The following is a 19,317-nucleotide window of genomic DNA, read 5'->3' as shown; positions in this document are numbered from 1 at the left end:
GCCGCTCGACCTGCATCAGACAGCCTTCATGCTGGCCGCTTACCCTGAGCCGTATGAATCTTCTTCCCCGTTTTGCTGTGGTTGCCGCCCTTACATTGGGCGCGGTCAGCTTTGCCCCCGCCCAAGCCGCCGTGCTGTGGGCCGGAGCCGATTTGAGAACCAACGGCTTAGACGCCCACGTGGGCAGCGCCCTCCTGCCGATTCCGTTTATCGGCACGGTGGGCATCGAAGCGGGCGCAGCGACCAGCAGCGCGGCGGGCGGCCTGAGCGAAGTGCGGGCGGGCGGCACCCTGCGCGACCTCAATTTGCCGTTCACCGGCACCGACGCTTTCCTGAGCGGCGGGCTGGCTTATCACACGGCTGGCAACACCAATTCTGGCGTGGGCATTTATTTGGAAGGCGGCCTGCGCGGGCCGTTGGTGGGGCCACTCGGTTGGCGGGCCAGCGTCAAAACCGACACCAAGTCGGGCCTGAGCGCCGGCGCGGGGTTAGAAGTTCGGTTTTAAGCAGGCGGGTCGTGAACAGATTGCTAAAAATGGGAAGTGACCAACCGCCAACGAGTACAGCTCAGCTTGCCCTTAAAAGCAGGCGCTAAGGTAGCGGCCATGCGCCTTTGCTGCGGTTTTGCTCTGACTTTGGCCCTCTGTTCTAGTGCTCACGCCGCCGCGCCTGAAATCGTGGTGGCGTATCCACCGGCCAACTCGAACGTGCCGTATGACCACGTGATTTTTGAAGGCCACGTCAGCCCCAGCGCCAGCTTGAGCATCAATGGACGGGCACTGAATGTCGGCGCAGACGGCCTGTTCATGGAATGGCTGCCGCTGAGCGCCGGCAAAAATGCCCTCAAATTGATCAGCACACTCGGCAGCCAAAGCCGCGCCGTGATGTTCAATGTCACCTTTAGCCTGCCCCGCGCCCTGAGTGCCAGACCCACCGCCATCAAAGCCGGCACGCTCAGCCCCGCTCAGCCGCTGACACTGTATACCCGCGTGCCTGTTGAAGGGCGCAGCTTGGTGGTGGGCTTTCAGGGCTCGCCGGGCGGCAAAGCCAGCGTCACCGTAAGTGGCTGGGGGACTTTCCGCCTCACCGAGCAAACCGCCAGTGCCCGCCCACCCAGAGCCGCCGGCTGGTATCAGACCACCTTGACTTTGCCGGAAAACTTGGCGCTCAGCGCTGCCGCAGTCAAAGTGAGCTTGACCGGCACAGACGGCAAAACCGTGACGGCCACCGCTCTTGGCAAAGTGACCTCCAACCCCAGCGGCGCGGCACGGGTGGCCGAAGTCAGTGCGGCGGATGTCGGCCTGGGCGTCAATCCCAGCACCAGCGCTTTTGCCACCGGGCCTGAGACCACCGATTTGCTGTTTCCCAAGCAGGGCCAGCGGCTGAGTGTTCTGGGCAATTTGGGTGAAGATTACCTGGTGCAGGGGCCGGACGGCCTGGCCACCGCGCTCAAATCGGTCTTGACGCTGTTGCCCATCGGCACGCCGCCGCCGCAAGCCGCCGCAGGCACGCCGCAATTACTTGACCTGCCGGACGAATGGCAAGTTCGGCTACCGATTGCCCAGCGCACGCCCCTGAGCTTGGAAGAAACTTCGGCTGGCTCCAACGCGGGCCTGACCCTGACGCTTGCCAGCGCCAGCTTGCCTGCTGGAAGGCTCGCTGCCGCCAACGCGCCGGAACTGAATTGGATGCCGAGCGGTTCAGCGCTGCAACTGAGCGTCACGCTGCCGCAAGTTCAAAACTGGGGCTACTTCGTCAGCTATCAGCAAGGCGCACTGATCTTGCATCTGCGCAAAGCCCCCAGCCTCGATGTTGCCCAGCCGCTCAAAGGCCGAGTGATTTTGATCGACCCCGGACACGGCGGCTCGGAACTCGGCGGCGCGGGCAGTTTGGGTGAGCCGGAAAAAAACGTCACTCTGCCGATTGCGGCGCGGGTGGCAGACCTGCTGCGGGCACAGGGAGCCGACGCCCGATTGACCCGTGACCGTGACGTGCGGGTGGCGCTGTATGACCGCCCGCTAATGGCCGAAACCCTCAAGGCCGATTTGCTGATCAGCATTCACGCCAACGCCCTACCAGACGGCGTTGATCCTCGGCAGCGGCGCGGCCTGGAACTCTACAGCTTTCACCCGATGACCTGGGGGCTGGCCAGCGCTTTGCTGCGGAGTATACCGCGCTCCGCGCCGCAACTGCTCGTCAGCACCTTGCCGCCGCTGGGCATACCGGGCCTTCGCGTCAGCAGTTTGGCCCTGACCCGCCCGACTTCGCAGCGCAGCTTGCTGATCGAAATGGCTTACCTGACCCAAGCGGATGATTTGAGGCTGCTGATGAGCGGTGCGGGCCGCGAGGCTTTGGCGCAGGGCATCGCGCAGGGCATTGCCGACGATTACGCGCAGCAGACCCAGTATCAGATCCAGCGCCAGAGCGCTCAGCCCACGCCCACCGCTCCCCAGCCGTTTCCCGAACTGACACCGCTGCCCCGTGCGCCGCAGCCGGACGCGCCGCTGGTGCCGCCGCCCGCGCCCAGCCTTCCAGCGACGCCCATTCCGGTTCTCCCTCTCCAGCCCATCTCAGAGCCTTAAGCGCTCATCAGCGCTTGGTCACCCCCGTCATTTAGACTGAGCGGCATGAACAAATTGTTGCCCCTTTTGCTCTTGGGCCTCCTGTCGCTGCCCGCTGCGGCACAGAGCACCTTGCCCGAAATTCCGCCCGTTGGCAGCCAGCCTGCGTCCACTCCAGCGCCTCCGGGCCCGCTGTCCACCTCGGCCCCAACCCTGCCAGACACCAATAACATGGCCGCGCGGGCGGTCAGGTCAATGGAAGGGGTCAGCGCCACCTTACAGATTCCGCGCACGGTGGGCACTGAATTCAGCATCAGTCTGACGCTGAAAAACGGCCAACTCTCACCGATGAATTTCAGTGCCGGACGCGACAGCGATCAAAACTGTGCGGCAGTTCCCAGCATCCGGGTGCTGCAAGTCGGCACGCGGGAAGTGGTCTATCCGACCGGCGACAAGCGCATTTGCACGCAGGAAATGGTTGAACGCACCGCAGCGGCTGGCGGCAGCGCCACTTTTGAGCGCACCCTCAAGCTGCCAGCGGGTGAATACATGGTGGAAGGCTGGTTTCAGGGGTTCGCCGGAGAGCCGGAACAAACCGCTAAAATCAGCGCCCAGCCGGTTCGCATCTCGGTGAAATAAGCCAGTTGGCGGAGTGGATGCATTTAGACCGCACACTGGTTGCATGACTGATGTAGACATCCATTTGGGCCAGCACCGTTTCTTGAGCCGAGCCGCCGTGATTCTTATTCGCGGCGGCAAGTTGCTGATTTGCCGCGAAAATAGGGCGTCTTGGTGCTACTTGCCAGGGGGCCGCATCAAAGCTGGTGAAGATAGCCTCAGCGCCGCCAAACGCGAAATACAAGAAGAAATGGGGCGAGCGGTGGGGCCACTCAAACTAAGCTACCTGCTGGAAAACTTCTTTGAGAATGAGGAGCAATTCACGCATGAAATCGGCTTTTACTATCTGGCCGAGTCACCGCCCGACTTGCCCGAGCAGCCGTTTGACAATCAATTTGACTTGACCAGTGCTTTTGAGTGGGTCAGCTTGGAGCACTTGGAAGAAGCACAATTGATGCCACCATTTTTGCGCTCCGCTCTCCTCAACTTGCCGAGTGAGGGCGTGCAGCATCTGGTGTCTCGGCGCTAGCCACCCTTGCGCTCAGGCCTTGCTCAAATTGGCGAACTTGACGATCAGCTTTTTGGTGCCCGCCGAAGCGAAATGCACCGTGACTTCCTGCTTGTCGCCCACACCCGCCACCGCCAAGACTTGCCCTTCCCCGAATTTGGGGTGCTTGACTTTCTCACCGCCCCGGTACGCCATTTCCGAAGTCAGCGGGCTGGTGTTTTTGACGGCGCTCGGCACGGTTTGCGGGCCAACGGGCCTGAAGTCGCGCCAAGTCTTTTGCTTGTAGTCGATTACCCGCCCGTAAGGATCGATGCTGTCAAAGCCGTCGCCCAGTTCCTCCAAAAACCTACTGTCCTCGGCGCTCTTGGTCTGGCCGTACTGCATCCGGTTTTGCGCGGCGCTCAGAAAGAGCCTGTCCATCGCACGCGTAATCCCGACATAAAACAGCCGCCGCTCCTCCTCGATGCCGCCCTGCTCGTTGAGGCTGTTGCGGCTGGGCAGCAGCCCTTCTTCCACGCCCACGATAAACACGCTGGGAAACTCCAGGCCCTTGGCGTTGTGCATGGTCATCAGCGTGACGGCGTCTTCGGGCTGATCTTTGTTTTCAATTTTGGTTCGCATATCGTCCACGCTGGAGAGCAGCGCAGCGTCATCCAAGAATTCGGCAATGCCGCCCTCGTTCTCGCGGCTCCATTCCTCGGCGGCGTTGACCAGTTCTTCCAAGTTCTCCAAGCGCACCTGGCCTTCTTGCCCTTCTTGGCGCAGCAGATCGAGGTAGCCGCTACTTTCGATCAGGAATTTGAGGAAACTGGCGGGAGAGTAATTGTCAGCGGCTTCAGAAAAGGCTTCCATCAGCTTGGCAAATTCGACGGGCTTGCTGGCTCCGCGCTCCAGAATGCTCTCGGCATTGGCGCAGGCGGTCAGCAGTGAAGTGCCGTTGATCTGCGCCCAGGTCAGCATTTTTTCCATGGCCGTGTCGCCGATGCCGCGCTTGGGCCGCCCGATGATGCGGCGCAGCGCCACGTCGTCCACCGGATTGATGCTCAGGCGGGCGTAGGCCAGGATGTCTCTAATCTCGCGTCGGTCATAAAAGCCGACTCCACCGACGATCTTGGCCGGAATGGAAACGCGCCGCATGGATTCTTCGATCACGCGGGACTGGGCGTTGGTGCGGTACAGCACCGCCATTTTGCTGAACGGCTGTCCCTCGGCGTGCAACCGAGTCACCCACTCGGCCACGAAATCGCCTTCACCTCGGTGGTCGTTGGCGCGGTGAAACATCACTGGCATTCCGTCTTCTTTGACGGCCAGAAGTGTTTTCTCTAAGCGCTCGGTGTTGTTTTCAATCAGTTTGTTGGCAAGGCCAAGCACACGGGCGCTGGATCGGTAATTATGCTGAAGCATGTAGACTTTGGCACCCGTATAATCTTTTTGAAAGTCGAGAATGTTTTGAATATCTGCGCCTCTGAACTTGTAAATGCTGTTGTGAACGAGCATTCCACCGGCCACATAGGTGTGCAGAGGCGAAACCGTCAAATCATAAACTGGGCCGCTGTAGTGCTGTTGTGAGACGGCGCTGACGCTTTCTTCAGCAAGCTGTCCACCCGACTGTGCCAACTTAGACTGAACCAAGATCTTCATGCCTGGATGCAAATGCGACAGCGGCTGAAAGCTGTACATCTTACCGTCCACACAAGCCTTGCGCTGCAACTCTAAACCGCCGTCTCGGGCTATTTGTTCGGCTAAGGCGAGCGCTTCAGGATAGTCTTTACGGCTGATCTCTATGCGGTAGCCGCCGCGCCCTTTGCCATTGCCGCGAACTTGATGGCCTGCCGCCAATAAGCGCTGAGCCACGTCTTCACGGTTGCTGCTCCACTGAATGCGGTGATAGCCCACCGTGCCGTGCCGGAAATCCGAGAACATAATCAAGTTGACGCTCTGCCGCCGTAGGCCGTTTTGCGGGCGGTGGTGCGGAAAGGCGGGGTGGAGATGCAGGTCATTCATCAAGCGCTCGGCACTGGCAGCGGTGTCTAACTCAGCAAACAAGCGGCTGAGTTGCTCTTCATTCATAGATAACTGGCGGCCCACCCCGTGAAAAAGAGCGGTGGGCAAACCGTAGCGGGCAGCATACAGCGCTTCCCAGTACGCCGCTTCCGAGCGCGAGGCACATACCCGCAGTACCCAAACTTTATCGCCATGCTCTTGGTTGAGCCGCACACGGTAACCGTAATCGCTTTGGCCCTCGCTGTTGACCCGCGCCCCCATCGTCAGGCCAACGCGGTAGCCCCGGTCTTCACGCTGCATCAAATAGACGTACCACTGCCCCGCCATCGGCTCATGCCTCGCCAAAACGACGTGGTGAGGCGTGCCGCGCAGAGTAATGTCACCCGCCTCCACTTGCCACAACTGGCCCTGATACTGACCGCGTTTGACGTGGGTAATTTGTCCGGCAATCAGCGACGCACTGCCGCCTGTGCCGCAAACCATCTCACCTTCTCGCAGCGTTTCAATAGCCCGCTCACCTTGCGGTGTGCAGATCATCGTGCCGGGCGGCAAACATTGATCGGGGTCTCCCACCACAAGCAAATTCTTGTCTCTTGAAGCCAACAGCCGCGTCAATTCATACTGCGCTTTGTTGGTGTCTTGGTACTCGTCCACATGAATGAATCGGGCCCGGTCTTGCACCTTTGCCAGCACGCCCGGCACTTCCTGAAACAGCCGCACCGTTTCGGTAATGAGGTCGCCAAAATCAATCGCGTTCTGGGCTTTTTTACGGGTTTCGTAGCGCCTGAACGCTTCGGCGGCGGCGTCGCGGGGCAGGCCGCTGATATATGGCTCCGGCCACTTGTCCAAGTCGCCCGGCGAGCGCAGATTGCTCTTGGCTTTGTCGATAATGCTTCTCAGCACGCGGGGATGGGTATCGGGGCCTATGCCTGGAATACTGCCCATGATTTCTTTGAGAATATCGAGTTGATCGTCGTCGTCGTAAATGACAAAGCCGCGCTTCAGGCCGATGTATTCGCCGTACGCCCGCAAAATCCGCACGCCCGCCGAGTGAAAGGTGCTCATCCACAAGCGCTCTGAACCGGGGATCAGGTGCGAGGCGCGTTCGCGCATTTCAGCGGCGGCTTTGTTGGTAAAAGTCACGGCCAAAATCTGGCCCGCGTCGACCTGATGCGCCTGAATCAGGTGGGCAATCCTGTAAATCAGGGTACGGGTTTTGCCGCTGCCCGCGCCTGCGATCACCAGCGCCGGGCCTTCGTAGTGGGCGGCGGCCTCGGCCTGATTGGGGTTGAGTTCGGAGAGAAGATCACGCACAGTCATCGGCAGAGTCTAGCGCGAAGGCGGCGGGATTACGCTGTGGGCAGAAGGCCTCAGTCGGTGAAGCGCAGCAGATACCCGTCGGGGTCGAGCACCAGAAATTCGCGCTGCTCATGCTCGGTGCCGCCTTCCAGATACACCGAAGTCTTCATCGGCACATAAATGGGATAGGCGTCCGCTTCCAGCCGCTTGTACAGCGCGTCCACATCCGGCACGCTGATCTGGAAATTGATCCCGCGCCCTAAAGGATAGTCCAGCGCTCCGGTCTGCCACGAGCCGCCTTCACGGATTTGCGAGAGCATCCACTGAATGCGGCCCAAGCTGAGGTAAGCAAAGCCGGGGCGGGTGTAGTTGACGGTGAAGCCGAACAAGCGGGTGTACACGTCTTGGCTGTGCGCTAGGTCGCGGACATCCAACTCCGGCACCAGCGCGGCCCACTCGGTGATGGGCACATGGGAAAGATTGGCTTCGGTCATTCACCCAGTGTAGATGTCCGGACTGGAGATTCGCGGTGCAGGCAGTTGGCGCAGACCCAGTCGTCCGGTCTGGCAACGCCGAATAAGCGGCGATATTTGCGCCTTCGCAGCCGAACGTCAATTTCGTCTATCACCAGCCTGATCAAATACAGACCAACCACAAGCACAGACCCACCACCCCGTTTGGTGCGTGGAGTGAAGAGTAAACGCGCAAAGGAGAAAGGCTCGGCTGGAGGAGGCAGCGGGAATTCAAACTGCGGCAAGCCCCGCTGAGGCACCTCGCCGCATAAGGCCGCCCATCTCAGCATTGGGTAGCGGCAGCGCGAGCATTCGCGCCAGATGTCAACTTCGGCGGGCCGCACGGGGCGGCGTCCGATTGGTGAGCGCGGCGCGGCAGACATCAAGCCAGTGTAGTGTCCGCACGCTGACCCGTTTTCATCTTGTACTCTGTGCCAATGCCTTCATCCCCCCACCATGCCATTCGCACCGCGCTGCAAAGCGTCGTGGTGGCGGTGTTGGTGCTGGGTCTCAAATCCCTCGCTTACTGGCTGACCGGCAGCGTGGCGCTGTATTCCGACGCCTTGGAGAGCATCATCAACGTGGCGGCGGCGGGCGGGGCCTACTTCGCGCTGCGGGTCAGCGCCCGCCCTGCCGACGCGGGCCATCCTTACGGCCACAGCAAAGCCGAGTATTTTTCGGCAGTGTCCGAGGGCGTGCTGATCGTGCTGGCCGCGCTGAGCATTCTCTGGACGGCCTATCCGCTGCTCTTCAATCCGCGTGAAGTGAACGCGCCGCTGCTGGGCCTGCTCATCAGCTCGGGGGCCAGCGTCATCAACTTTGTCTGGGCAGGCGTGCTGCTGCGAACCGGCAAAGCGCGGCGTTCTCCGGCGCTGGTGGCCGACGGGCGGCACGTGATGTCCGACGTGGTGACGAGCGTGGGCGTGCTGGGCGGCTTGCTGCTGGCCAAACTGACCGGTTGGTTTGTCCTCGATCCGCTCCTCGCCGCACTGGTGGCCCTCAACATTTTGTGGAGCGGCTATGGCCTCGTTCGTGACAGCGTGGGCGGCTTGATGGACGCCGCCGTAGACCCCGACACCGAAAAACGCATTCGGCAGGCCATCAGCTTGGAGGGCGAGGGAGCCTTAGAAGCCCACGACCTGCGCACCCGCCACGCCGGAGCGCTCACCTTCGTGGAGTTTCATCTGGTGGTACCCGGCGAGATGACGGTGGAAGCCGCCCACGCCATCTGCGACCGCTTGGAAGACGCCCTGCAACTGGCGGTGGAAGGCGTGAGCGTCACCATTCACGTGGAGCCGCAGGAAAAAGCCAAGCACCAAGGAGTGCTGGTGCTGTAATCGGCAGGCCACCGTAGAAATGAAACCGAACGCTCGAACCGGCTTTGTCTGACAAACCAATTTACTTTTTGAAGTTATGATGGCTTCCGTGACCCGAACCGCTCCCGCCACCGCTTCCTCTGCTACGCCGCTCAAAGACCAAGAGGGCGCAGCGCCAGAGGCTTCAATCCGCCTGACCTTGCTGCTGCTCTCGGCGCTGACCATCATGGCGGGAGCCACCATCGCGCCCGCGCTGCCAGCGATGCAAGATCACTTCGCCTCGCAGCCCAATGTCCAATTGCTCGTCAAACTGGCGCTGACGATCGTGGGCCTGGCGATTGCGCTGAGCGCTCCACTCAGCGGCGTGTTGGCAGACCGTTACGGACGGCGGCCCGTGCTGATCGGCTCGCTGCTCCTGTACGCCCTCGGCGGAGCCAGCGGCCTGATGGTCAGCTCGCTGGGAATGCTCTTGGTGGGGCGCGTCGTTTTGGGCCTCGCCGTCGCGGGCACCATGACCGCCAGCGGAGCGCTGATCAACGACTTCTTCAGCGGCCCAGCACGCGGCCAGTTTCTGAGTCAGCAAGCGGCCTTCAGCAGTTTCGGCGGCGCGGTGCTGCTGCCGCTCGGCGGGGTGCTGGCGTGCGCCGTTTGGCATTTATTTGGTGGCGCTCTGCTTGTTGCCGTTGGTCTTCAAGTTGCCTGGGGGCGTGCCCAAGCCACATCGCAGCCTTGACCTCGGTGAAAAGCCGCGCTGGGCCGCCATCGGCTTGGTTTACGCTTTGGCGCTGGCTTACATGGTGGTGTTTTATTTGATGCCCGCGCAGGGGCCATTTTTGATGAAGTCCTTGGGGGCCGCGCCCGCCAGCACCGGGCTGCTGCTCGGCACTTTTACGCTGGTGGCAGCAGTCACTTCGCTGCTGTACTCGCGTTTTTCGGGCCGCTTCGATCCGCGCCGGGCAGCAGCACTCGGCTTTTTGCTGCTGGCGGCGGGCTGGAGTGTGGTGACGCAGGCCCACAGCATTGCCGCTCTGCTGCCCGCGCTGGTGCTGGGCGGCCTCGGCGGCGGCTTGGTGCTGCCCAACCTCTACACCTGGCTGGCCGACATCACCCCGGCGGCATGGCGCGGGCGCATCGTGGCAGGCATGAGCAGCGCGGTATTTTTGGGCCAGTTTCTCAGTCCGCTGCTGCTGGCTGCGCCCGACACCCACCCCGCGCAGGGTTTCGTGTGGGGTTCGCTGGCGATTGCCTTCGTCGGTGCGGCGTTGCTGGCCCTGAGCTTCACGGGCAGCAAGTTGAAAGCGCCAAATCAAGCGGCCTGACCAGGAGTTGCTCTCTAAATCGGTAAACTCAGCGCCTTTTCTTGAAAATAGACGGAAGGTCAGCTATGATTGTTACCCAATAAGCACTGAATCAAAGGCTGTGAGGAGTTTTCAAAACGGCGTTCCGCCACTTCGTCATTCTTTTGAGCGAAACTTGAGGAGACAGGATGGGCAACGTCCGGCACGGCAAACGGAACAGGTGGCAAGTGATGCTGGCGGCGGGCGCGTTGCTGAGCAGCGGACAGGCCCAATTTTTCACGCCTTCCTTTCAAAATTACCAGAGCTTCGCGCAGCGCTCGGTGGGCTATGTGGCAGCCACCGTCAGACCCGATTTCACCGCCAAGGTGGTTCAGCAAGCCCTGAAGCCGCCCGCCACGCCCGTCAAATACAAATACGAGCTTTCCAAAACCGATTTTGCCTTCAAGGGCGCTCCGACCCAGCAAAAAAACTGCGCGGCGATGGTGCAAAAGGCGAGCGACCAAAAGCAGATGGCCGACGCCTGTTTGCAACTTTTCAACGCGGCCCAGAGCATTCCGGAGTTTCGGAAAAACAATCTGGCCAGCGGACTGACCTTGCTGATCGGCATCAGTCTTCAGGTGCAGACCAGCGTGGAGCTGGGTGAAACCGAAACGGAAGCGTTGCAGCGCGGCCTCAATGACCTGCTGGTGGATTCCGGCGTGATGAAAGGCAAACAAAGCGATCTTCAGGCGATGTACGAAACGTCGGTGATGACCGGCGCACTGATCGCCGCCATTGCCCAAAGCGGCGCGGACGACGCCAGCGCTGAACTGACCACCACCGCCAAAGCGCTGGCCGCCATTGTCTTGAAGGGCATGAAACTCTGAGTGCGCCTCAGGCCACAACCCCCGCTGCACCCCGCTAGACTCTTAAGCTATGCGCGTCGTTCTCAAACTCGGCACTTCGGTGCTCACTGGCGGCTCTGACCGCCTCGACCGCCCCCGGATGGTGGATTTGGTGCGCCAGATCGCGGCGCTGCAATCCGGTGGGCACCAAGTCATTTTGGTCACGTCGGCGGCGGTACTGGCAGGCTGGGAAGCGCTGGGGTTTCCGCCGCGCACCCGCACCGTGGCCGAAAAACAACTGCTCGCGGCAGTTGGTCAGGGCGTGCTGATGCACACCTACGCCACCCTCGCCGAGATTTACGGCCTCAAGGTGGCCCAAGTGCTGCTGACCGCCGCCGACTTCCGAGACCGTACCCGCTACCTGAATGCCCGCACCACCCTCGACAGCTGCTTGGCGTGGGGCGTGCTGCCGATCATCAACGAAAACGACGCGGTGGCCACTGCCCAGCTCAAAGTCGGCGACAACGACACGCTCTCGGCGTTCGTGGCCAACTTAGCCGAAGCCGATTTGCTGGTGATTCTCACCGACGCGCCGGGCCTGTATACCGCCGACCCGCGCAGCCACCCCGACGCCGTGCTGATTCCTGAAGTGAGCAGCATCGACGCTTCGGTGTGGGCTTTGGCAGGCGGCGCTGGCTCACACAGAGGGACTGGCGGGATGCACACCAAAATTCAGGCCGCCGAAATCGCTACCCGCGCCGGAACGCCGGTCATCGTGGCTCCTGGCGACGCCGAGAACGCCCTGCTGCGGGCGGCGGCGGGCGAGGCCATCGGCACCCGTTTCGTGGCGGGCGGCTCCAGGCTCGAAGCCCGCAAGCGCTGGATTCTGGCTGAAATTGCCAGCGGGCGAGTCATACTCGACGAGGGAGCGGCCTCAGCGCTGCGCCAGCGCGGCAGCAGTTTGCTGGCCGTGGGCGTGCGCGGCGTAGAAGGCGAATTCGAGCGCGGCCATACCGTGCGTCTGTTTGCGCCCAGCGGCGAGGAGATGGCACGCGGCCTGACCCGCTACCGCTCAGCGGATTTGCGCCGCATCGTGGGCCTGCGCAGCAGCGCCATCGAGGCCGCACTGGGCTTTAATCAGGGGCCAGAAGTGGTGCACAGAGACGATTTGGTGTTGCTGTAATTGGTGTTGCTGTAGCACGGCGTTTAGGCCGCTTCCAGCACCTGCGCCAGCACTTTGCCGTCCGCACTCTGCACAAGGTATCTCCCCTGCTCCCTCGCCTGGGCCCATTTCAGCAGCTCAAGCAAATCATCAGACTCGCGCAGCACGTCGTTTTCGCCGCTGCCGTCCCACAGCACTCGGTAGGCTTTGGCCTCGGCGGGCGCTTCCCAGCGAATCCCGCTGTCTTCTTTGGTAAACGCTCTTGACATGTTGTCATGATACCGCTGACAAGCTGAGACTGGGTAAGAAGTTCGGGCTTCAAGCGTTCATGAAGCCCGCTTAACGGCTGTCCAGCAGCGCTGCGAATCGGCGCAGCACTTCCTCAATCGTCTCCATGCTCACGGCGTAACTCAGGCGCACCCGGCCCGGCGCGGCAAAGTCGGTGCCGGGTACGACGGCTACCCGCGCTTCGTCCAAGATGATCCTCGCAGCCTCCAGTTCATCGGAGTGAATGGACGTGGTGTCGGCCATCACGTAGAACGCGCCCTGCGGAGTGGGCGTCGGCAACCCCAGATCGTTAAGGCCCGCCACGATCCTGTCACGGCGCTCCCAAAAGGCGGCGCGGCTGCGCTCGATGAATTCGCAGCTGTTACTGATGGCCGCCACCGCCGCCCACTGGGCGATGCTGTTGGCATTGCTGGTGCTCTGGCTCTGAATGGCGTTCATGGCCCGAATCAGCGGCAGCGGCCCCGCCGCGTAGCCGATGCGCCAGCCGGTCATGGCGTAGGCTTTGCTGGCTCCGTTGATGGTCAGGGTGCGTTCCGGCGCAAAGCGGGCAATGCTGACGTGCTGGGCGTCGTAGACGATGTGTTCGTACATCTCGTCGGTGATGATCAGCAGGTCTTTTTCACGGGCCAGCTCAGCCACCGCCCGTAAGGTCTGTTCCGGATAGACCGCCCCGGTCGGATTGCTGGGGCTGTTGATGACGATCAGCTTGGTCTTGGAAGTGACGGCAGCCCGCAGCGCCTCCACGTCCAACTGATAGCCGCTTTCGGGCGTGGTCGGCACCGCCACCGGCACGCCGCCCGCAAAAGACACTATTTCGGGATAGCTGACCCAGTACGGCGCGGGAATCAGCACTTCATCCCCCGCGTCAAGCAGAGCAAAGAAGGCGTTGAACAGCGCTTGCTTGCCGCCGCTGGTGACGGCCACCGCTTCAGGAGCGTAGTTGAGGCCGTTTTCGCGCTGGAGTTTGGTGGCAATCGCTTCACGCAGTTCAGGAATGCCGCCCACGTTGGTGTAACGGGTTTTGCCCGCATCCAAAGCCGCTTTGGCCGCCGCCACCACATGCGGCGGGGTATCAAAATCCGGCTCGCCCACCGACAACGAGAGAATGTCCACGCCGGAGCGCTGGAGTTCGAGCGCCCGCGACGTGACCGCCACCGTAGAAGAAGGCTTGAGACTTTGCACTTTTTGCGAAAGTGAAATAGGAATCGGCGTCGTCATGACCGCATCATAAGCGTCCAGACCCCTGAACCTTGAGGCGGCGTCTGGAGTTGGAAAAAGGCGCTGCCCACACCTCCAGATTTGCCTGCATCACTTCTTTTTCACGCCCGCCCCTCTAAAACTCCCTATACTGAGCGGCGATGCCCAACAGCAACGCAAAGATGGCCCCGAATCTGGCACCCCGTTCGGCGTGGCCGAAGGTTGTTTTGGATTCGTGTTTGGCTCATGGTTTAAGTCCCCAAAGTTCAGTCCAGCGCCGCCACTCTCAAAGCCGCCGCGCTGCCGCCTTGCTCGTGGCGCTGGGCCTAACACTGAGCGCCGCACAAACCGCCGCGCCGGCTGCTCCAAGCTCTACGCCTCCGGCGACCACCGCCCCGAGCGTCCCCGCCGCGCCCGCTCCGGCTGCCGGCTTACCTGCCAAGCCGAGGCCACCCGCCGCCAATTATGTGGCGCTGGGCGTGCTGTACTACGACCAAGGCAATTTCGGCGACGCTTATCTGGCATTCCGCACGGCGGCGGAGGCCGACCCCTCTATCAGTGGAGCGCTCTTGGGGTTGGGACGCACCCAGTCGCGGCTGCGGCTCTACGGACCGGCGCTCGACACCCTCAAAAAGCTAGTGGCGCAAGACCCGCGCAATGTCAGCGGTTACTTGGCCCTGGCGCAGGCGTATCAGGCTCAGTACGTCGGCACCTCCGACCGCAATCCTATTTTGGGCAACTTAGACGCCGCCCTCAAGGTGCTGGACGCGGGCGAAGCAGCGACACGCGGCGGCGAAAGCGATAAACTCGATCTCAATTTATCTAAGATTTATAATGAGCGCGGCTATATCTACCGTTTGCAGCAGCAAAGTGATAAAGCCATTGAGACGTTCAAGAAGGCCAACACCCTTAATCCCGATAACGGCATCATCTTGTACAATATCGGCGATATGTATTACGCCACCGGCGATATTCCGCAGGCGCTTAACTATTTACAGTTGGCGGTCATTGCTGATCCCGGCGATCCCTTTAACCGAGCTTATTATGCCAAGCTGTTGGCCCTGAGCGGTAATATCAACGCCGCCAAATCTGAAGCGGCGCAGGCGGCCCGTGTCGCGCCTCAAAATCCGTATGCGGTGGGCCAATACGGGGTGGTGTCGTATTTGGCCAAAGACGCCAAAACCGCCCGTGCCCAGCTTATGGCCTCGATCAAGCTCGATCCACTGCGTTACCCAGAGTTTTATTATTATATGGGCCGCTTAGAACTCGATCAGGGCAATTTAAAAGAAGCCCGCAACAATCTCACCAAGTCAGTGGCGCTGGCCAGCACCACGCCCGAATACTTGTATTACTTAGGTCTTTCTTACGAGCGCTCTGGACAAGACGCCGCCCCCGATAAAATTAAGGCGCTGGACTCTTACAGCCGCGCTGCTCGGCTCGCTCCAAATTATCAATTGGCACTCGACGGCGTACAGCGGATGCGGTGAGGTCACTCATCACAAAAGGCGCTCCGTTTTACGAAATTTTTGACGTCTGAATATGCAGTTCTCCAAGGTCTCGATTAAACGGACTGTTTAACATAGAGTCCAACTTTTTATAAATTTTCAGTACCCCCCGCCTTAGCCCACAGACCTGCACACCCCCGAGGCGGGATACTGCCGCTCGCATGTCTGCCGCTTTGCTTGCTTCTCCCGTTGCCACTTCGCCCACCGCCGCTGTCTGGTCGGTGGCGCTGCCGTTGCCGCTGCCAGCTTACGATTTTGCCGCGTTGCACGGCCCACAGGCGCTGCCGCTGGGCCGGAGGGTGCTGGTGCCCTGGCGCGGTGACTTGGCGCTGGGCGTGGTGGTGGGCGGCGGCGCAGGCAGCGGACACAAGCTGCGCGAAGTGGCGGGCGTGTTAGACGAAGCGGCGTGGGTCGGAAAGGGCTTTCTGGAAGGCGTAGCCAGCCTCAGCGCCCTTTCACGGGTGCCCACCGGCTTGCTGCTCTCGGACTTGCTGGGCGTCGGACTCACGCCGCGCTACCGCCACCGCGTCCGTGCTGTGCAGGACGCCGATTTGAGCGTTTTTGGGCTACACACGCCCACACCCGATTGGACAGACGCCAGTACTTTTCCTGCAACCCTGCTTGATGCCGTGCGCGAACAGGGTCTATTGGAAGAAGACTTCACCCTGCTGCCACGTATGACTGGCGTCTACAGGGCGCGGCCTTGGGCGCAGGTTCCCGCCGAGCAGCGCGTTCAGACCGCTTGGCAAGCCCTGGCTTCTAGTCCAATTGCGCTGACAGCCCGGCAACAAAAAGCCTGGGAATGGCTGCGCGAACATGGCCCAGTCAGCGGCCTGAGCGAGTGGGGGCGGCGAGCGGGCGTGGGCAGCAGCGTGGTGATGGCGGTGTTGCAGCGCGGCTGGGCCGAGCCGGTACAACTTGACGCTCAGCCGCCCCACGCTTGGGAGGTGCTGAGGGCAGCCGGGCAATTTGAAACCCAGAGCGCTTGGGCGCAGGCCGCTGGCATGTCCGGCAGTCAGATTGCCGGTGTGCTGGCCCGCCGCTGGGCCGACAGCGTGGAAGTTCCCGCACCGCCGCCCGCTCTGCCGCTGCCTGCCGCCGCGCCGCGCCCTGTGCCCGATGATTTGCCCGAGGAGCTGGTGTGGCGCTTGCACGGCGGGCGTGACCGCGAGCGCTTCGTGCGCCTCGCCGCCCGCATTCGCCGCCGCTTGGAGCTCGGACGCGGCGTGCTGGTGCTGGCTCCCGAAGCCGCCACGCTGCGCCGCGCTTGGGAAGCGCTCAGCGGTTTGGCTGAGGAAACCGGCACACAGGCCGCGCTCTTTTCGGGTGTTCTCAGCGAAGTGCAGCGCGAACACACCTGGCAACTGATTCAGTCGGGCGCGGCGAGGCTGGTCATCGGTTCGGCGCTGGCGCTGCCCGCTCCCATCGCCGATCTGGCCCTGGTGGTGGTGCTGGAAGAAGGCAGCGACGCTTATAAATTGCTGTCGGGTTCGGGGGTGTTCGTGCCGGACTTGGCCGCCAGAATGGCCCGCGCCCTGCAAACACCGCTGGCTTATGTCGGTACGGTTCCCGCAGTGGAAAGTGTGCCGCACGCGGGAGTGGTGCTGGACGCGCCGCGCAGTCGCCTGCATATCGTGGACTACGCCAACCCCGCCGCCCAACCCGAGATGGGGCCGCTCAGTGGAGTGCAGCTGCGCAGTAGCGGCGCGGGCTACCCGATTTCACACGACCTCGCCAAAGTGCTGCGCCAAGTCGCCGAGCGCGGACGGCAAGCGGTGCTGCTGGCTCCGAGGCGCGGCTATTCGGCGCTGATTCGCTGCCCAGCCTGCGAACACACCCCGCAGTGCCGCAACTGCGATATTCCTCTGCGGCTGCACCAACACACCCGCCAACTGACCTGCCACCAATGCGGCTACGCGCAGGGCATACCTGAGCGCTGCGACGTATGCGGCGAGATGATGTGGAGCGCCAAAGGCCCCGGCACCGAGTGGATTGCCGCCGAAGCGGGAACCTTGCTGCCGGGCTGCCCGGTCTACCGCTTCGACAAAGACCACCAAGACAACCTGACGCCCCTGATGAACGGTGAGAGCGGCGTGGTGGTGGGCACCCAAGCGCTGCTGTCGCAAGAAGCGCTGCCCAACTTGGCCCTGATCGGCATCACGCTGGCCGATACGTGGCTGAATTTATCGGACTTCCGCGCCTCGGAACGCTACCACCGGCTGCTCAGGCAACTCATCAGTTGGCACCCCGAACGCGCTCCGCTGCTGCTGGTTCAGACCTTTCAGGCCGAGCATCCAGCGCTTAGGAGCGTGGTGGACGGGCTCGATGCTCTGAGTTTTCCCAGCAGCGAGTACGAGTTGCGCCGGGCGCTGCACTACCCGCCGCACGCGACGCTGGCCCAAGTGCTGATCACCGCCCGCGATCAAAGCCGCGCCAGCGCCGGAGCCGATGAAGTGGCGCAGGCCTTGTTTGCTGCCGGAGCGACTTCCGCCGAAGTCTTGGGCCCAGCGCCCAGTCCGGTCACGCGGGTCAGGGGGCTGTATCCGTATCACCTGATGCTGCGGGTGCGCGACGAAGCGAGACTTTCGGCGCTCTTGGAAGCGCTCAACCGCAGTTTCAAAGCGCGGGTGCGGGTGGACGTGACGCCGCGCGGCGGGCTGGGAGTATAAGGAAAACTTTATGAAGAAGCGCCTCCCGGCACAGCGGCCCTGTGTTTGAGGACGGAGATTAAGTGTAAACTCAAGGGATGAACACGCTCCAAGGTCGCTACAAAGCCGAAAACCGCAACGGCGGGTATTTCATTAAAATTTTGGAAGATTACGGGCACCACAGCACCACCGTCAGCAAAGAAGATTGGCGGGCCGACATCGACACGCTGACCAGCGCCCTTACCGAGCTTGATCCGAGGGTGGAAGTCAACACCCAGGTGGGCAAGCTGGTCTGGCGTTTCTCGCGCCGCGACCGCGACAGCAACACCGGAGCCAGCGCTTACTTTCAGGGCCGCGCTCAGAGCTTGGTGACGCCCACCGCGCGGCGCTGAGCCGGTACAGTCAGCACCTCAGCGCTCCGCCACCAACAAGCCTGAACTCAAGCTTCTTTTCGGCACCCGCATCACCGAACCTTCGCTGCCGCTCAGGGCGAAGGTTTTTTGTTGCTCGGCGGCGGCGGGAATGCTGCGCGGCAGAGGGTCGGCAAACCAAAACGGCAGGGCGATATTGAGTTTGGCAAGGTCACTGACCCGCCGAGACGCGGTGCTGACAAAGGCGGCCAGACGGCGCTGCGAGTCGGCGTAGACCAGCCGCCGCAGGGCCGCTCCCAAACTGACCCGGCCCGCTCCAGCTTCATACAAACTCAGAACCGTCTGGGCGCTCAAGCCATATTGGCGCTCGGCGGCTTGCAGCAGCGGTGCGGGCAGCAGCAGCAGTCCGGCGGCGTGGTTGCACCACGCTTCAATGTGCGGCGCAGCTTCCTCGAATCCGCCGAAATGGTGCAGGAGCTCGGCCTCCGCGCCGCATTCCTTAAGCAGCAGGTGGGCAACTTCGTGCATGGCGCTAAAGCCCTGCCGTGCGCCGTATTCGCCCGCACTTAGGGTAATCAGCGGCGGCTCGCCCCACACCAGCGAGTTGTGCTGGCTGGGCCGCACCCGGACGCCCAAATTGGCGGCCAGCAAGCGGAAGTCAGTCTGATACTCGGCTCCCGCGTGGACTTGCTCGACGTACTGGGTGAAGTGCTGAAACAGGTATTCGTCCATATCAGCTTCCGGCCCTCGGCTTGGTGTAGCGGCGAATAAAGCGGTAATAGTCCAGCCAATCTTCTGGTGTTTCCGGCCCGCCGCCCCGGAAGCGTGCTCCCGCCAAGGTGTCTTGCCAATCGGCATCGAGCAGCTCGGGAAATTTGTCACCGTACTCGGCAACGGCGTCTTGCAGCGCCCTCGGCATGGTGGGCGAACCCAGTCCGGTAAGGCGCAGCGCAGGCGCGATGGCTCCCACATCCTCGGCACTCAGCGACAGCAGTTGGGCCAGCGGCATGAAGTATTTGCTGCGGCTGAGGTTGACCTTACCGGTTTCCAGGTAACTCAGATAATTGGCGCTGCGAAGGCCCACCGCCGCTGCCACCTGCTCCTGACTCAGCTCCTTTTGCTCGCGGCGGCGGCGCAGCAGTGCCCCCGCTTCGGCGGGAGTCAGGGCGGTGGACATAACACGTATCGTAAGGCCTCCATGCTGGG

At 62.0% G+C, this 19,317-nt stretch carries 18 protein-coding genes; 12 read left to right on the top strand and 6 right to left on the bottom strand.

Annotation, left to right across the window (positions count from 1 at the left end; translation table 11 throughout):
- Positions 1-53: 53 nt before the first annotated feature.
- Genes FNU79_RS07815 through FNU79_RS07800 form a run of 4 tightly spaced genes read left to right on the top strand, consistent with a single transcriptional unit; the run spans position 54 to position 3,708 of the window.
- The gene (locus tag FNU79_RS07815; protein WP_225429950.1) at positions 54-506 is read left to right on the top strand and encodes a hypothetical protein; all 453 of its coding nucleotides are present in this window, start codon (positions 54-56) and stop codon (positions 504-506) included.
- A gap of 36 nt (positions 507-542) precedes the next feature.
- Positions 543-2,582: an N-acetylmuramoyl-L-alanine amidase gene (locus tag FNU79_RS07810; RefSeq protein WP_143720320.1), complete on the top strand. Its 2,040-nt coding sequence runs from the start codon at positions 543-545 to the stop codon at positions 2,580-2,582.
- 45 nt (positions 2,583-2,627) lie between these two features.
- A complete protein-coding gene (locus FNU79_RS07805; protein WP_143720319.1) occupies positions 2,628-3,200 on the top strand; it encodes a hypothetical protein in 573 nt (190 codons plus the stop codon).
- Positions 3,201-3,243: 43 nt separating this feature from the next.
- Positions 3,244-3,708 (top strand): NUDIX hydrolase, encoded by a 465-nt coding sequence (locus tag FNU79_RS07800; RefSeq protein ID WP_143720318.1) that lies wholly within the window; start codon positions 3,244-3,246, stop codon positions 3,706-3,708.
- A 12-nt stretch (positions 3,709-3,720) separates the two neighbouring features.
- Here the strand turns inward: FNU79_RS07800 and FNU79_RS07795 are convergent, their stop codons facing one another.
- Both FNU79_RS07795 and FNU79_RS07790 read right to left on the bottom strand, forming a co-directional pair.
- Positions 3,721-7,011, bottom strand: a complete 3,291-nt coding sequence (locus tag FNU79_RS07795; RefSeq protein ID WP_143720317.1) for a UvrD-helicase domain-containing protein — start codon at positions 7,009-7,011, stop codon at positions 3,721-3,723.
- 50 nt (positions 7,012-7,061) lie between these two features.
- Complete coding sequence (locus tag FNU79_RS07790) at positions 7,062-7,484, bottom strand: bleomycin resistance protein (protein WP_143720316.1); 423 nt, start codon at positions 7,482-7,484, stop codon at positions 7,062-7,064.
- A gap of 455 nt (positions 7,485-7,939) precedes the next feature.
- Here FNU79_RS07790 and FNU79_RS07785 point away from each other — a divergent pair, with 455 nt between their 5' ends.
- The 5 genes from FNU79_RS07785 (at position 7,940) to proB (ending at position 12,123) form a co-directional block, all read left to right on the top strand.
- Complete coding sequence (locus FNU79_RS07785) at positions 7,940-8,839, top strand: cation diffusion facilitator family transporter (protein ID WP_143720315.1); 900 nt, start codon at positions 7,940-7,942, stop codon at positions 8,837-8,839.
- An 88-nt stretch (positions 8,840-8,927) separates the two neighbouring features.
- The gene (locus FNU79_RS19405; RefSeq protein WP_263862365.1) at positions 8,928-9,551 is read left to right on the top strand and encodes an MFS transporter; all 624 of its coding nucleotides are present in this window, start codon (positions 8,928-8,930) and stop codon (positions 9,549-9,551) included.
- Positions 9,526-10,137, top strand: a complete 612-nt coding sequence (locus FNU79_RS19400) for an MFS transporter (protein ID WP_225429948.1) — start codon at positions 9,526-9,528, stop codon at positions 10,135-10,137. Before FNU79_RS19405 ends, FNU79_RS19400 begins: the two co-directional genes overlap by 26 nt.
- Positions 10,138-10,304: 167 nt before the next feature.
- The gene (locus tag FNU79_RS07775) at positions 10,305-10,982 is read left to right on the top strand and encodes a DUF6683 family protein (protein WP_143720314.1); all 678 of its coding nucleotides are present in this window, start codon (positions 10,305-10,307) and stop codon (positions 10,980-10,982) included.
- A gap of 49 nt (positions 10,983-11,031) precedes the next feature.
- Positions 11,032-12,123 (top strand): glutamate 5-kinase, encoded by a 1,092-nt coding sequence (proB, locus tag FNU79_RS07770; protein WP_143720313.1) that lies wholly within the window; start codon positions 11,032-11,034, stop codon positions 12,121-12,123.
- 23 nt (positions 12,124-12,146) lie between these two features.
- Here proB and FNU79_RS07765 read toward each other — a convergent pair whose 3' ends face one another.
- Positions 12,147-12,371 (bottom strand): hypothetical protein, encoded by a 225-nt coding sequence (locus FNU79_RS07765; protein WP_143720312.1) that lies wholly within the window; start codon positions 12,369-12,371, stop codon positions 12,147-12,149.
- A 70-nt stretch (positions 12,372-12,441) separates the two neighbouring features.
- Positions 12,442-13,608, bottom strand: a complete 1,167-nt coding sequence (locus FNU79_RS07760) for a pyridoxal phosphate-dependent aminotransferase (protein ID WP_143720311.1) — start codon at positions 13,606-13,608, stop codon at positions 12,442-12,444.
- 140 nt (positions 13,609-13,748) lie between these two features.
- Here FNU79_RS07760 and FNU79_RS07755 point away from each other — a divergent pair, with 140 nt between their 5' ends.
- The 3 genes from FNU79_RS07755 to FNU79_RS07745 all read left to right on the top strand — a co-directional run bounded on the left by FNU79_RS07755 (position 13,749) and on the right by FNU79_RS07745 (position 18,132).
- Positions 13,749-15,074: a tetratricopeptide repeat protein gene (locus FNU79_RS07755; RefSeq protein ID WP_225429947.1), complete on the top strand. Its 1,326-nt coding sequence runs from the start codon at positions 13,749-13,751 to the stop codon at positions 15,072-15,074.
- Between the two features lie 179 nt (positions 15,075-15,253).
- Positions 15,254-17,761: a replication restart helicase PriA gene (gene priA, locus FNU79_RS07750; RefSeq protein ID WP_143720310.1), complete on the top strand. Its 2,508-nt coding sequence runs from the start codon at positions 15,254-15,256 to the stop codon at positions 17,759-17,761.
- Between the two features lie 77 nt (positions 17,762-17,838).
- Positions 17,839-18,132 (top strand): DUF2461 domain-containing protein, encoded by a 294-nt coding sequence (locus FNU79_RS07745; protein WP_143720309.1) that lies wholly within the window; start codon positions 17,839-17,841, stop codon positions 18,130-18,132.
- Between the two features lie 18 nt (positions 18,133-18,150).
- Here FNU79_RS07745 and FNU79_RS07740 read toward each other — a convergent pair whose 3' ends face one another.
- Together FNU79_RS07740 and FNU79_RS07735 are read right to left on the bottom strand one after the other, a co-directional pair.
- Entirely contained in the window at positions 18,151-18,843 is a 693-nt protein-coding gene (locus FNU79_RS07740) for an ImmA/IrrE family metallo-endopeptidase (protein ID WP_143720308.1), read from the bottom strand.
- 1 nt (position 18,844) lies between these two features.
- Positions 18,845-19,288 carry a helix-turn-helix domain-containing protein gene (locus FNU79_RS07735; RefSeq protein WP_143720307.1) on the bottom strand — a complete coding sequence of 148 codons (444 nt, stop codon included), beginning with the start codon at positions 19,286-19,288 and terminating at the stop codon, positions 18,845-18,847.
- Positions 19,289-19,317 lie beyond the last annotated feature (29 nt).

It is taken from the genome of Deinococcus detaillensis (assembly GCF_007280555.1).
Classification (GTDB): Bacteria; Deinococcota; Deinococci; order Deinococcales; family Deinococcaceae; genus Deinococcus; species Deinococcus detaillensis.
The sequence above is the reverse complement of the archived record's forward strand: the minus strand, read 5'-3'. Positions and strand labels throughout refer to the sequence as shown.

Bases quoted from the DNA above. Each gene is read 5' to 3' on its own strand.
- FNU79_RS07790 (WP_143720316.1), bottom strand. From the start codon at position 7,484: ATGACCGAAGCCAATCTTTCCCATGTGCCCATCACCGAGTGGGCCGCG.
- FNU79_RS07815 (WP_225429950.1), top strand. From the start codon at position 54: ATGAATCTTCTTCCCCGTTTTGCTGTGGTTGCCGCCCTTACATTGGGC.
- FNU79_RS07765 (WP_143720312.1), bottom strand. From the start codon at position 12,371: ATGTCAAGAGCGTTTACCAAAGAAGACAGCGGGATTCGCTGGGAAGCG.
- FNU79_RS07775 (WP_143720314.1), top strand. From the start codon at position 10,305: ATGGGCAACGTCCGGCACGGCAAACGGAACAGGTGGCAAGTGATGCTG.
- proB (WP_143720313.1), top strand. From the start codon at position 11,032: ATGCGCGTCGTTCTCAAACTCGGCACTTCGGTGCTCACTGGCGGCTCT.
- FNU79_RS07760 (WP_143720311.1), bottom strand. From the start codon at position 13,608: ATGACGACGCCGATTCCTATTTCACTTTCGCAAAAAGTGCAAAGTCTC.
- FNU79_RS07755 (WP_225429947.1), top strand. From the start codon at position 13,749: ATGCCCAACAGCAACGCAAAGATGGCCCCGAATCTGGCACCCCGTTCG.
- FNU79_RS07735 (WP_143720307.1), bottom strand. From the start codon at position 19,288: ATGTCCACCGCCCTGACTCCCGCCGAAGCGGGGGCACTGCTGCGCCGC.
- priA (WP_143720310.1), top strand. From the start codon at position 15,254: ATGTCTGCCGCTTTGCTTGCTTCTCCCGTTGCCACTTCGCCCACCGCC.
- FNU79_RS07740 (WP_143720308.1), bottom strand. From the start codon at position 18,843: ATGGACGAATACCTGTTTCAGCACTTCACCCAGTACGTCGAGCAAGTC.
- FNU79_RS07785 (WP_143720315.1), top strand. From the start codon at position 7,940: ATGCCTTCATCCCCCCACCATGCCATTCGCACCGCGCTGCAAAGCGTC.
- FNU79_RS07745 (WP_143720309.1), top strand. From the start codon at position 17,839: ATGAACACGCTCCAAGGTCGCTACAAAGCCGAAAACCGCAACGGCGGG.
- FNU79_RS07795 (WP_143720317.1), bottom strand. From the start codon at position 7,011: ATGACTGTGCGTGATCTTCTCTCCGAACTCAACCCCAATCAGGCCGAG.
- FNU79_RS07805 (WP_143720319.1), top strand. From the start codon at position 2,628: ATGAACAAATTGTTGCCCCTTTTGCTCTTGGGCCTCCTGTCGCTGCCC.
- FNU79_RS07800 (WP_143720318.1), top strand. From the start codon at position 3,244: ATGACTGATGTAGACATCCATTTGGGCCAGCACCGTTTCTTGAGCCGA.